The following is a 13,268-nucleotide window of genomic DNA, read 5'->3' on the forward strand; positions in this document are numbered from 1 at the left end:
ATGTTTTATCAATTTCTGTCTGTATTTCTGAATGCTATTTCCATTTTACTGGCTAAGTTCAGTTTCGGCTGGATCAGTGAAAACGCCTTCCTCTTGATTTATGCAGTCACTTTTATGTTGCTGGCGCTGATTCACGCTCGAATGTCTGACATGGTCAGGTATCTGACAACACGAAACGGAATAGCCTCTGCCGTTCTTAACACGCTAGGTACCTGGTGTTTCTACATGGGTCTGGAGAAACTGACACCCAGTACGCACTCTTTCATCGCTCGCAGCTACATAATCTTTGGCATGATCATATCTGTTCTGTGGTTCCGGGAAAAACTGACTAAAGCTAAGGTACTTGTGCTTGTTACCTGTATTACAGGTGTAGCTCTATCATCGCTGCCAGACAAAGAGGGTACAGTTACCTTACAGGCGGTTATTTTAACCCTGCTCTCATCCCTGCTTTTCGCGCTCAACTATGCGGTGCTTAAAAAGAAGACTCAGGATATACACCCCTGCGTGCCACTTGGCATAAACGGACTGTTCCTGTTTGCACTGGCGATTTTCCTTGGTGCTGGTCAGGTTCAGAAGATATTTAACGGCCTGGATGTTCAGGGAACGACCTGCAGCGTATTGAGTGCAGCATTCATTTTTTATTCGATGTTTTCATATATCAAAACAGCTGGATCTGTCGACTTTCATGTCGCCACTGCTTTACGTGCGCTATCGCCCGTGGTTGTTACGCTGATTTCACTACCGTTTTACGGCTATCAGTTTGGCCAGTTCAAGCTGACTGGAGAACTGCTCGTCATCGTTTCGATTATTGCGATGGGATTGACACAAACTATCAACAGGAGAGTGAAATGAAAATTGAACGTGAACGCCCCTACCTGGCCATTTATTGTATCGTCCGCGACGGCGATAAAGTACTTATGCTTCAGCGCTCTAATACAGGATATGCAGATGGCAAGTGGTCTTTCCCTGCCGGGCACGTTGATGAAGGTGAGTCCCTGACATGCGCTGCGAGTCGTGAGCTGAAAGAAGAGACAGGACTGGATCTGGAGCAATCAGATTGGATTTTCCGCACTATTATGCATAGACGCACGGCTGACCGCCGAATCATAGACGTATTTATGGAGGCAACGAACTGGCAGGGTCAGCCTGTAAATACTGAACCCTACAAATGCAGTGCGCTGGAGTTCATTTCACCTGCCAACGCCTGCATTGAACTAGTGGATTACATAACCCCCGTGTTTCATTCATTGTCAGAAAATGTGGTTGAAAATTATCTTGAATGGGGCTGGGGCAATAATAATGATTAAGTCGACAGGGCCTAAATTCATTTCTGGGCGCATGGCGGAAGCATACCAGAACAGCCTTATGAACTATCGGGACTACTCAGGTACCGCAGCTGCTGTAAGAGACTACGAGCTAAAACTGGAAGCCAGGCTTAATGTTAAACATGTCATCGCCGTCTCCTCAGGTACAGCAGCAATCCACGCAGGGCTGGTAGCTCTTGGCGTGGGTAAAGGTAGCCGTGTCGCTGTACCAGCAGTCTGTGCGGTCATGACCGTATTACCAGTCCTTCAGCTTGCCGCTACGCCTGTTGTGATTGACACAGATGGCGACTCCTTCTGCCTTGATCCCGAACAACTGGAATCCGAACTTAATAATGGACTGGCAGCCATCATTGCCTGTGGTATGTGGGGTAATCCAGGTACGTCAGAAACTATGCTTTTACTCTCCAGACGTTTCGATGTCCCGTTGCTAGAGGATGCAGCACAGTCTTTCGGAGCCTCTACTCCTTACGGTCAGGAAGGTCTGAAGGGCCGTGTAGGTTGCTTTAGTACCCATGAATATAAGCTGCTCTCAACAGGAGAAGGCGGTTTCGTATCAACAAATGATACGGATCTTGCTGAGCGTCTTCGCGCCTTTATACGCCTGGGCTTTGACGGGAATGGATATGGCAATCAGTTCGGTGTGAACTATAAACTGTCAGGTTATCAGGCTATCGCGGGTCTGCATTCGCTGACGGGGCTGGATAATTACCTATCGTCCCGTGAGGCACTATGCTCATCATGGCTCGATTCACTCTCTTTGCTTCCCCAGCTTAAATCTTTGCCAGTTGCAGAGAACGGTAAAGTAGCGCCCTATGCATGTGCTATGCAGTTCAATGATAATACTGACGGGCTGCGCTTTGCGGCTGAATTAGCTGACCGTGGTCTACTTACAGATCCTTATCGCTATGAACTGAAACCAATCACCTGCTACCCGGTTTTCGCAGAGTATCATCCTGGAAATGATAAACTGTCTAAAGCGATGAAATTTATTCGTAGTCTGCTTATACTCCCTGTACATGATAATATAAAATTAGCAGATATCGCAGAAGGCTCACGATTGATATCCAGTTTGATAAAAGGCTGACATTTTTCTGCCAGGATAGAATTCTTCATTGGAGACTAACCTGGCAATGAGCAATCTATGTAAATGCCAACCAAACATTTCTGGTTCAATGCCAATATTCTGCACACCATGCTTAACTGACTCCCGAACTTTCTCTTCCTGGCTTACGTGGTTATAACTTCTGTTTTGTGTTTCGCTCACTCACCCTTACCATTTAGAGCCATCTTATTGAAATGCAATATCATTTTTTCTGGCAACCTCTAGCCCACATGAGTTATGATCGGTCTGAACTTACAGCTATGGTGACGATATGAATACTTTTGAAATTGAAAAAAATCTTGCTGAAAACGGTTTCAATGCGAAAGATATTGCTGCTTTAAGAATGCAAGCCGAAAAAAGTGGAACGACATACCCGGCGTTACTTAAAGAGCTCAGCATTCGTTTTACTGCTTCAATGTTCCTGGTAGTCATTCTCGCTATTGTCTGGATTTACACGATTATGTACAAGGATAGCCTCGCTATTACCTCATACTCAATAACAATGCTAATCATAGCTCCAATTTTCTACATTTTCACGCCGATGAAGTTAGGCTACAAATCATTCCGTTACACAAGAAAAAAGTGATTTATTTTTTATTATCGTATATTGATTTCAGAGCCGAATAGTCATTATATATTTCTACGCCTAATTCAAAACGGCTCATATCTTTGACACCCCGAACAAAATCGGAGTTAATGTAGTAAAAAAGACGAAATGCTTCAGGTTTTCTTATCAGCCTGAACATGCCGTACGCAGAGAGAGCAAGATCCATACTGCTGTAAGCAATTTCACCTGTCTTTTGATCGAACCCTAAAAATTTCGCTGCTCCGATGTAACCGTCTTTCAAGAAACCCTGGGCGTCGTTTTTTCCAGTAATAACATTCATCACGCCCTCCTGAACGCCATTCACGCCATGTAGTGTGAGCATTGCACCAAATCCAACACCTATAATATTCCCGGTTGCAGCTGAAGCCGCCATGACTCCAAACCCAGCCACCACCTGTAGCCCACTTAGTACTACCCCTACACCATTGATAACATATCCCCAGATATCACTTTGCTGAATGAATTGTACTGAAGCATGTAATGCCGCCTGACCTGTCCTAAGAAGCTGATCTTGTCTCATGAGATTACGATGTTCTTCTTTCAGATTTTGTATACATTGCTGGCATTCTTCATCTGAGGCACCTGAACGGATAGTATCCATTTGTGCATTAACGAAAATCTTCACTTCATCCTGAAACTGAATCCTGTTGTAACCATCAGACAGGTGAATCAAGGAGAGGTGATTTGCAGTACTAAGTAGCTGATTTGCCTCAGCATGAGCCATAGTCAGAAAGTAATCCTTGAATCGGTCTGGTTTCCAGTAGTCCATGGCTGTGCCTTTATGTCATTATACGTATCGTTAAGTTTATTTAATCAGATTACCCATCACAGGGAAAGCAAAAGGACCAGCTATGAGTACAGATCTCTTCTTAAAAATTGATGGTATTACAGGTGAATCACAGGACAGTAACCATAAAGGCTGGATTGCTATTGAATCTTTCACATGGGGCGCGAACCAGCCAGGGAACATGTCAGTTGGAGGCGGAGGTGGTGCTGGAAAAGTTCAGTACCGCGATCTCTCTGTTCAGGCCCTGATAGACAAAGCAACCCCAGCAGTAATGCGCTATGTATCAAATGGCAAGCATATTGGTAAGGTAGAGCTTTCGATATGCAAGGCCGGAGGGAGCCAAATCGAATATTGCCGCATTACTCTTGAAGACGTACTTATCACTAATGTGATTTTCAATGGCACTACAAGCCGTGACCTAATTGGGGTTTCATATCAATTCCAAGCCTCAAAAGTTAAAACACAGTATTGGGAACAATCTTCAACCGGCGGAAAAGGTGCAGAAACACAGTCTGGTTGGGACATTAAATCAAATAGAGAATTATAATTTCATTTCGTTAGATATTTTAAAAAATTTGTTATCTATAGCTAAAACGCAGCATAGGAATATTAAAATTATAAAATGCGGTATTTATGTTATTCATAAACCTTTAAATCTGGAGTCGGTTAGCTGATTTAAACACATTATCTGTTAATTAAGGATATTTTATGACTGATAGAAGTGCAGTGAATACGATAAGAGGTTATTTTTATCAATTTGATCTTACTATATTAAGTATTTTAAAACTTGAGTCTTTAGACCATGCTATTGAAGTTGAGTGTGTCGAGGATATCGACATCCACACTGCTGACGATATAACTGCAACTCAATGTAAATATTATGCAAAAACAGAATACAACCACTCGATTATTAAAGATGCTATAAAGCATATGTTATCTCACTTTAAAGAAACTTTATTGGGTTCAAAGCCGAAAGTTTTATACTCAATTTATGGGTATTATCTTTCAGGACATGAAAAACTAAACCTTGAAATTGATATTGAATTTCTCAAAAAGAACTTTTTAACTTACACACTTAAAGATGTAAAATATTATCATCATAAAGATTTAAAACTGTCAGACTCCGATCTTTCAGAATTTTTAAGACGACTGACAATTAATATTAATGCCGAAGCGTTTGATGTACAGTTTCAAAATGTCATTGAATCCCTTCAAAATCAGTTTGAAACAACAAAATTCACAGCAGAGTATTTCTTTTATAATAATGCTTTATCCATTATACGTTCTCTTGCCATTCAAGAAATTAAAGAAAAACGCTTGATAACTAAAAAAGACTTTCTCGAAAAAATAAACACATCAAGCATTTTATTCAATGAATGGTTTATACAAAAGAAAGGAATGGAAGCTCACTTTTCAAGATTACGTAAAGAGTACTTCACAGAACTTAATATCTCTCCGTTTGAACGATTCTTTTTGATTGAAATTGAAAACTCATCCTACATGCGATATGAAATAAAAAACATTTTGTTTGAAATCTCACGGAAATGGTCAAAATTATCCAGGCGTGAGCCCAATCCATTTTGTCCTTATGTTTATATACATGGTTTAGCTCATGATGAGTTAGTTTCACTCAAGGGAGAATTGGCAATAGAAAATTTCAAAATCATAGATGGCCATGACTTCAATGGTGCACAGTTTAGCATTCAATCTATGATTTCAAGTGCCACATATGGAAATGGAATAAAGTTAAAACTCATCAACACTCTTGATAATTTACAACAAGTTATAGGGAATATTAACAAGACAAGACGAATTTATCAATTCCACATTAATGATTATTACTTCGATTACAACAATCCTTCAGTTCAGCATATTAAAATTCAATTAAAAAAAACCTCAGATATTAATTCAATAATTTAATGAAGGTGAAAAATGAAACACACTCAGCAAGATGATAAAATTAACGCTCAAGTTATTGCTGTATTCCCTGATAAAGTACGAATAGTTGTTGACGATTTAGAGAATTTCAAACTGGCAGAGGAAACTCTAAAAGTGGGTTCTTATGTTAAGATAGCTGATAATGAAAATGCAATCCTCATCGCTATTATTGAGAACTTTCAAATAGCAGTCAACATAGATGGTAAGCGGGATCACATCATCGAGGCTTTCCCATTGGGTATATTAAGAGATGGAAAATTCGAACGTGGTGGAGATTCTCTTGCAATACCACCAAAGAATGTGTTTCCAGCAAGCATTGACGATATCAAAAAAATTTATGAAGACTCGGTCCCCAGAGAGGCAGCTTTTCTTTTCTCTACTTTATCTTCAAACCTGAGCGTTCCGGTTCCTGTTAATGGAGATAAATTTTTCAATAAGCATATTGCTGTTGTCGGCTCGACTGGTTCGGGTAAATCACATACATTAGCAACTATTATTCAAAAAGCGGTCAATGAAAAGGACGAGAAATTCTCTTTGAATAACTCTCATGTTATCATTTTCGATATTCATTCTGAATATAAGTCCGCTTTTCCGGAAGCGAATCTCATTGATATTACAAATTTGACTTTGCCATATTGGATGTTGAACAGTGAAGAATTGGACGAATTTTTTCTTGATACAGAAGCTAACGATCACAATCAAAGAAATATATTTAAAGAAGCCATAATAAAGGATCGCCTGGCTAAATTTAATGGTTCAGAAGCTGAGCGAAAAAACATTCATTTAGATACACCTATTGTATTTGATATTCAAGAAGTGCTTAAATACACTATTGCAAAGAATGAAGAAATGGTCGACACGGGTGAAGTGTATGCCCAAAGCAATAAAGAAAAGGCCGGTCAGCCTAAATTCACACAAGGTAGCCTGCATGGCAAGCTGACCAATTTTGTTAACCGGCTAGAAAATAAGTTAAACGATAACCGGCTTAGCTTTTTCTTAGGTGAAAAGTCAAAGGGTATAACGTTCGAAGAAACCCTCGAAAGTTTGTTAGGCTACAGTTCTAAAAAAAAATCCAACGTTACTATAATAGACCTTAGTGGTGTGCCATTCGAAGTTTTAAGTATCACAGTCTCACTAATATCTCGACTCGTATTTGAATATGGATATATTTATAAACGTATACGATGCTTAAAAAAACCAAATGAAAAGATTAATAATGACATTCCAATTCTTCTAGTTTATGAAGAAGCTCATAAGTATGTTCCTAATAGTGAACTTTCTAAATATCGTTCATCTAAAATCGCTATCGAACGAATTGCAAAAGAAGGTCGTAAATATGGCGTCACACTTTTATTGGCAAGTCAACGACCATCTGAGATTTCTGAAACTATTTTTTCTCAATGTAGCAATTTCATAGCTATGCGTCTTACAAATCCATCTGACCAAGGTTATGTAAAAAAATTATTACCTGATTCTCTCGGTTCATTAATTGATAAAATGACTTCTTTTCGTCAAGGTGAAGCCTTACTTGTAGGTGAATCTATTATACTACCATCCATCGTACAAATTGAACAATGTATCCATGCTCCATCTTCAAACGACATACCTTACTGGCAGCTATGGAAAGAAGAATGGAAAGACTTAGATATAAAAAATATTAAGAGCGAGTGGTACAAATAGTTTTCATTGCACCCTATGACGAAAAACAGGAAAGCTAGGTTTTTATTTAATCATTTACTTAGTTTTCCTCAATATAGATTAGATTCGTGTTCCCTTCTTCCTCCTAGTAGCTATTACTTGGTCCAATAGTATAGCTTTCTCATATTTCACACGCTCTTCAAGATAGACACCCTCGGCTTCCTCTTCATTATCAATGACGTAATGAATCATAAAGCGAAAGAAAAACGTGATTTCATGTTCATAGCCGAGGTGCTGAATGATTCTTGGGGAACTCGATTTAAGAGCGTTTGATAGCATAGATATGATCGTAAAACGATCAGCGAGTGAAGTGGTCAACAAAAACTGGCCACCGCGTTAGAGTTTTTCCAGTATCGTTTTTCCGATTCGTTTGGGGGTAAGCCACCGTTATATTCATGTGGCCTGAGCGTGCTGTAATATCCAACGATATAGTCCGTTATTGCGTGAGCTGCATCGCTGAAGTTTATGTAACCCGTCACTGGTACCCACTCATTCTTCAGGCTCCGGAAGAAGCGTTCCATTGGGCTATTATCCCAGCAGTTTCCACGCCGGCTCATACTCTGCTTGATCCGGTATCGCCACAGCAACTGCCGGTACTGCCTGCTCGTATAATGACTGCCCTGATCGCTGTGGAACATCACTCCGGCTGGCTTGCCGCGCGTTTCCCATGCCATTTCCAGCGCTTTCATGGTGAGTCTGCTGTCTGGTGAGAACGACATTGCCCAGCCCACTGGCTTTCTCGCAAACAGATCGAGAACAACGGCGAGATACGCCCAGCGTTTGCCTGTCCAGATATACGTCACGTCGCCACACCACACCTGATTCGGCTCTGTCACTGCGAACTGCCGCTCAAGGTGATTAGGGATAGCAACGTGTTCATGGCCACCACGTTTATAGCGGTGAGTGGGTTGCTGGCAGCTGACCAGCCCCAGCTCTTTCATGAGTCTGCCAGCAAGCCAGCGTCCCATCTGGTGGCCTCTCTGGGTTGCCATTGTCGCGATACTCCTTGCTCCGGCTGAACCGTGGCTGATGTTATGCAGCTCCAGCACCTGGCTTCGTAATACAGCCCGCATGCCGTCTGGTTTTTCAGGACGGTTTTGCCAGTATTTGTAGCTGCTACGATGAACCCCGAACACGTGGCAGAGAGAGGCCACTGGATAACGCGCCCTGAGTTTCCCGATTAACGAGAACTGTTCAGGGAGTCTGACATCAAGAGCGCGGTAGCCTTTTTTAATATTTCGTTTTCCATTTCAATACGTTGTAGCTTTTTCTTTAGCTCACGTATTTCGATTTGTTCTGGTGTTATCGGAGAGGCTTTTGGTGTTTTGCCCTGACGCTCTTCACGCAGTTGCTTGACCCATTTTGTCATCGTGGAAAGACCGACATCCATAGCCTTAGCGGCATCAGAGACGGTGTAGTTTTGATCGACAACCAGCTGAGCGGATTCGCGTTTGAATTCAGGACTAAAATTTCTTCGTTTCATTGGTGCACCTGTATTGTTCTGAGGTGAGCATATCACCTCTGTTCAGGTGGCCAAATTCAGTAAACCACTTCACAGGATAAACTGATAAAGGAAGTAAGTACTTGGGAAAAAGGCCTTTTTAGAGGGGAATTTTCTTCAGCTGAAGATCTAAAAGCTAAAGCTCTTAAAGCAATTCATGACCTTGTACTTGCCCGTGCAGTAGCACCTCTTGATCCTGTGGGCCTTAAAACTAGAGCAGTTGAGAATCTGCCGCGCAGTAACCAAACTTTTTCACAAAGCGCAATCAATCTGGATATCTCAATTGCTGCCGGCCCTGATTCAACCATTATCCGTCCTGCTCAAATGGACTCTAAAGAGCTCGAGGATAAGTTATCAAAAGAAGCTCTTTTCGGCAGGCATGCTATCTTCGACAAGCAATTTGGCACAAATGTATCGCTTGAAAATGGAGCGCTGTGTATATGTCAGACGCTAAACCGGGATCTTAAGAATCTTGTAAAGCTACATTCTAATGGCGATCTACTGATCTCATTACCTTTGTCTTCACCTTCAGGAGGCCTTCCCGCCATCATCGAAGAACAGGTAACTGAGCAGCTCTCAAAAGCTTTAGATTATGCTTTATGGATCTACTCTGACATCGATCCTACACAACGATTAACTCATCTCGTGCCTGCACTAAGCATATCAGGTTTCTCCTCAGCCTCATGGAAAACTCAGGCTGAGTACCTGGCTAGTCCCAATACTATGTATTCATCATTCTCAATGGGACAAGATAAAGCTCCGGTCTTCTTGAACCCTGCTCATGTTGGAAGACAGGCATTTACCTTAGATAAGCTTTTATATGTCGAAGATTTCATAGCCCTCTTACGACGACAATGGAAAAGTAAGTAAATTTCATAAGCACATGTTTTAGGCATATGCATAGGCATATTTAACTTATATATCAGTTTTAAATACCTTTAAATGCATAATGTTAGTTTAACTTTTCAAATCCTCTCGTGCCGACCAAATTCCCTGAAAAGCAGCCCTGAAGGCTGCTTTTTTCGTTTCTGTCATCAAACGTTAACTTTCCTCGCGCACCCCGCAATCCGTTCTATACTTAACTGCGTGTGGGTAACAAGAGGAGAGTTCATGACATATATTGAAAAAGACGATCCAACAGAAGCACCCGAGTCAGGCGATAAGCAACCTTCCCCGCCAGACCAGAAGTAACCCACGGGGCCGCGTCTGACGCGGCCTTTCTATGTCAGCTTACCCCTCCGTTTAACATTCAGAATAATCCCGTGTGGCAGTTAACATTCCTCTTACAATCAGCAGGTTAACAGCTGCATAATAATCTGATCTGCTTCACAAAACCGGCTACCGGCTGCGCTTATTCATCAAACTGAAACAAAAATGTCACAGAAAATGCCTACCCTGAAATCCCCAGAAATTGACGGATAATTTTTATGGCGATCAAAGCGAAAAGCCTGAAAGATGCAGAAGCGTTGCTGCACTCAGGCATTAGCAAAGTGGAACTGGCGTATGACATTGGCAGCGACGACTTCTTTCGTCTGGCAAGCCACTGGTGCGACCGAGGTGCACGCATCAGCAGGGGTCACCACCATTTCGTTGTTTCTCTGAAGAGTTTTGCCATTCCTCCCAACGACTGATTCCGGCAGGCTGCTTGCCCTGATCCATCGCGCCTGATTTAATGCCTTTTTGGTTTTGATGATGGTCCCGCATGCGCTATCCCGACCTGCCGTTGCCGCCTGTTGCAGGCGGCTTTATCCTTTCCCGACACCTTAACCGCCGCGATCCTTTGCTGGCGGTGGGTCACTTCGATCCGCAAAAGTATCATGATGAGCTGGCTGTCGAATGGGATATTCCGCTGCCTGCCCGACTGCAGCAGGCTGTCAGTAAACGGCGTGCTGAATACCTCGCCAGCCGTCTGCTGGTACGGTCAGTGATGGCAGAACTGGGTATTGCTGATTTCATTCTGACCAATGCAGCCGATCGATCCCCCTGCTGGCCCGCTGGCATTCAGGCGTCACTGTCGCACAGTGCAGGCATCGTTGTGGTAGCGGCAACCCGTCAGCCCTGCGCTGTTGGGGTGGATGTCGAGCAGTTCATGTCGGAGACGACAGCGCATGAAACGGCTGAGTTGCTGATGAACGAGCAGGAACAGCACCTGTTACGGACGCTGCCCGTCTCTTTCCGCGCTGCCGCTACCCTGCTCTTCTCACTTAAAGAGAGCGTTTATAAAGCAATGTGGCCGCAACTGCTTCAGCCGATGGACTTTCCGGATGCGGAACTGGTGTCGGTAGATTTCGTGCAGCAGCGCGCGACGTTGCGGCTGACTCAGGACTTCAGCAGGCATTTTTCGATGGGGACGTTACTGGAGGCGAGCTTTATGTGGCGGGATACGCAGGTAATGACGCTAATCACACATCGGCTTTAAAAAAACCGGCTAAACAATACGCGTTAAAACAATGCGGTTTAGCCGGGGGTAACACAGACGAAAGAAAAGATTCAGAATGGCAGAAACCGGCGTTTCTGCTGATCGCTAACGTAGCCTGGTTCAGGCGAAGCACGCCAGTACGCTTTTTTGCTAAGCTTTGCCAGCTGCCGTTAAAGTCCGGTGTCGGTGCGTTTCACCGAGTCGAGCGTGGCAAGATCGCGCTCATTACCGGTCAGCTCTGTTAACTGGCCTTCACGCATCTCCAGCAGCCGATCGGCATGAATGAAGTAGTGATCGTCATGGCTGATAGCAAACACCGTTTTACCCGCCTGCTGCAGCCATGGCAGTAACTCGCGATAGAAGATACGTCGGAAGTGAGGATCCTGATCCGCCGCCCACTCATCCAGTAGCAGCACATCGCGCTCTTCTGCAACTGCCAGCAGTAGCGCCAGTCGCTTACTCTGTCCTTTAGAAAGCTGCAGGTTCAGCACTTTATTGCCTTCAATCTTCAGCTTATCCTGCATCTTCAGCCTCTCAAGCCAGAGCTGAACCAGCGCCGGACTGGCCGCAACGCCTTCCCGCCCGATTAATCGGTCAAACAGATGTAAGTCGGTAAAGACCGCCGAGAACTGACTGCGCCACACGTTAAGCTCATCCGCCGTTATCGGCTTGCCATCCAGCAGCAGCGTGCCGGACTGAGGCTGATACAGCCCGGTCAGCAGCATCGCCAGCGTCGATTTCCCGCTGCCGTTGCCGCCAATCAGAAAGACCAGTTCGCCCCGGCGCAGCGTCAGGTTAACCGGCCCGACCTGGAAGCCGTTATCACCATAGTGAAAAGAGACGTCGCGCAACTCCAGCGTTTGCCAGTCTGAGGACGTGGAGGCGGCGTGGAATCCTGGCTGATAAGGAGCGAGGTCAAAGGCGTTGAGCTTACGGAATGCGACCTGGGCGCTGAGCAAAGTCGGTAACGCGCCCACCGCGGAGAGCAGCGGCGTGCGTAAAAACAGCAGCGTCAGGGAAAAGGTGGCGGCGACGGCGGTATTGGCCCAGCCCAGGCTGTTGGCCATAAAAAAGACCATACCGATAGCGCCTAGCGTCATGATATTCGACCAGTTGACCGCACTGAGATGGTATGTATCGGCGCGCACAATGTGGTGTCGCCAGGCGCGGGCATCTTCCTGATAAACCGTGTCGTAAACCTGCTGAGCGCGTGAGCGGTTAAGCTGTAGCTCTTTGCGCCCTTCAATCACCGTCTGATAATCACGATAGAGGTTATCTTCGATTTCTCGCAGCTTTGCCATGTGCTGGTAAACCCGCGAGACCAGCAGCCAGCCACCAACCAGCGTGACACCCAGCCAGACACTGGTTACCAGCAGCATTTTAGGCGACAGCCATGCGAGATAGATCGCTGAGCCAAGCGTAATAATAACGCCCTGAAAGAGCTCCGGCAGGCGCACAAAGGCCAGAGTAATGGCCCGCACGTCGCTGGTCAGTCCCGCCAGCAGTTGCGCACTACCGAGTTGCTCGATGCGTTCAATACGGGTATCGAGGATACGCTTGATAAATTCGCCGCGCAGTCGCCAGACAAACTGATGGCCAAGCATGGTCAGCGCCAGCTGCGAGGCCAGCGTCACCGCCATCAGCACCACCAGCAGCAACAGAAACTGCGGCAGTACCGCAAATGAGGTGTTAATGGCGACAATCATTTCGCGATTGATAAAGGCAATCATGCCGATACCCAGCACGGCGCTTAACAACGTGAGCGCAATCACCCCGATAAAAGGCCAGCGGAACTGGCGAAAAACAACGCTTAGCAACGTCATGCAGGCAATCCAGCAGTCAAAAAACAGCCTGCAGTGTAATGGGATGCAAAATGATAGCAATAGTTATT

General features: G+C 44.5%; 13 protein-coding genes. 10 read left to right on the plus strand and 3 right to left on the minus strand.

Going from position 1 to position 13,268, the window contains the following annotated elements; genetic code table 11:
- From AC0T7J_RS05365 to AC0T7J_RS05380, 4 genes are all read left to right on the plus strand, one after another.
- Positions 1-852 (plus strand): DMT family transporter, encoded by an 852-nt coding sequence (locus AC0T7J_RS05365; protein WP_473792669.1) that lies wholly within the window; start codon positions 1-3, stop codon positions 850-852.
- Positions 849-1,307 (plus strand): NUDIX domain-containing protein, encoded by a 459-nt coding sequence (locus AC0T7J_RS05370; RefSeq protein WP_473792671.1) that lies wholly within the window; start codon positions 849-851, stop codon positions 1,305-1,307. Before AC0T7J_RS05365 ends, AC0T7J_RS05370 begins: the two co-directional genes overlap by 4 nt.
- Positions 1,300-2,409 carry a DegT/DnrJ/EryC1/StrS family aminotransferase gene (locus AC0T7J_RS05375; protein WP_473792673.1) on the plus strand — a complete coding sequence of 370 codons (1,110 nt, stop codon included), beginning with the start codon at positions 1,300-1,302 and terminating at the stop codon, positions 2,407-2,409. Before AC0T7J_RS05370 ends, AC0T7J_RS05375 begins: the two co-directional genes overlap by 8 nt.
- A gap of 289 nt (positions 2,410-2,698) precedes the next feature.
- A complete protein-coding gene (locus AC0T7J_RS05380) occupies positions 2,699-3,013 on the plus strand; it encodes a hypothetical protein (protein WP_110957173.1) in 315 nt (104 codons plus the stop codon).
- A 1-nt stretch (position 3,014) separates the two neighbouring features.
- Here AC0T7J_RS05380 and AC0T7J_RS05385 read toward each other — a convergent pair whose 3' ends face one another.
- Positions 3,015-3,803, minus strand: a complete 789-nt coding sequence (locus AC0T7J_RS05385; RefSeq protein ID WP_473792674.1) for a DUF4225 domain-containing protein — start codon at positions 3,801-3,803, stop codon at positions 3,015-3,017.
- 82 nt (positions 3,804-3,885) lie between these two features.
- On the opposite strand from AC0T7J_RS05385, the gene AC0T7J_RS05390 reads away from it, so the two are divergent.
- The 3 genes from AC0T7J_RS05390 to AC0T7J_RS05400 all read left to right on the plus strand — a co-directional run bounded on the left by AC0T7J_RS05390 (position 3,886) and on the right by AC0T7J_RS05400 (position 7,439).
- Entirely contained in the window at positions 3,886-4,368 is a 483-nt protein-coding gene (locus AC0T7J_RS05390; protein WP_473792676.1) for an Hcp family type VI secretion system effector, read from the plus strand.
- Positions 4,369-4,529: 161 nt separating this feature from the next.
- Positions 4,530-5,741 (plus strand): DUF4297 family anti-phage-associated protein, encoded by a 1,212-nt coding sequence (locus tag AC0T7J_RS05395; RefSeq protein WP_473792678.1) that lies wholly within the window; start codon positions 4,530-4,532, stop codon positions 5,739-5,741.
- A 12-nt stretch (positions 5,742-5,753) separates the two neighbouring features.
- Complete coding sequence (locus AC0T7J_RS05400; RefSeq protein ID WP_473792680.1) at positions 5,754-7,439, plus strand: ATP-binding protein; 1,686 nt, start codon at positions 5,754-5,756, stop codon at positions 7,437-7,439.
- 332 nt (positions 7,440-7,771) lie between these two features.
- Here the strand turns inward: AC0T7J_RS05400 and AC0T7J_RS05405 are convergent.
- Positions 7,772-8,940, minus strand: a protein-coding gene (locus tag AC0T7J_RS05405; protein ID WP_473792682.1) for an IS3 family transposase whose coding sequence is annotated in 2 segments (ribosomal slippage) — positions 7,772-8,691 and positions 8,691-8,940 — 1,170 coding nt in all. Because the reading frame shifts where the segments join, the coding sequence is not laid out codon by codon here.
- A 216-nt stretch (positions 8,941-9,156) separates the two neighbouring features.
- Here AC0T7J_RS05405 and AC0T7J_RS05410 point away from each other — a divergent pair.
- The 3 genes from AC0T7J_RS05410 to AC0T7J_RS05420 all read left to right on the plus strand — a co-directional run bounded on the left by AC0T7J_RS05410 (position 9,157) and on the right by AC0T7J_RS05420 (position 11,377).
- Entirely contained in the window at positions 9,157-9,828 is a 672-nt protein-coding gene (locus tag AC0T7J_RS05410; protein ID WP_473792683.1) for a hypothetical protein, read from the plus strand.
- Between the two features lie 557 nt (positions 9,829-10,385).
- Positions 10,386-10,589: a hypothetical protein gene (locus AC0T7J_RS05415; protein ID WP_003854174.1), complete on the plus strand. Its 204-nt coding sequence runs from the start codon at positions 10,386-10,388 to the stop codon at positions 10,587-10,589.
- Positions 10,590-10,660: 71 nt separating this feature from the next.
- Positions 10,661-11,377: a 4'-phosphopantetheinyl transferase family protein gene (locus AC0T7J_RS05420; protein ID WP_473792684.1), complete on the plus strand. Its 717-nt coding sequence runs from the start codon at positions 10,661-10,663 to the stop codon at positions 11,375-11,377.
- A 170-nt stretch (positions 11,378-11,547) separates the two neighbouring features.
- Here the strand turns inward: AC0T7J_RS05420 and AC0T7J_RS05425 are convergent, their stop codons facing one another.
- Positions 11,548-13,200, minus strand: a complete 1,653-nt coding sequence (locus AC0T7J_RS05425) for a multidrug ABC transporter permease/ATP-binding protein (protein ID WP_473792686.1) — start codon at positions 13,198-13,200, stop codon at positions 11,548-11,550.
- Positions 13,201-13,268 lie beyond the last annotated feature (68 nt).

The sequence above is a fragment of the Pantoea sp. E956-1 genome (assembly GCF_982223955.1).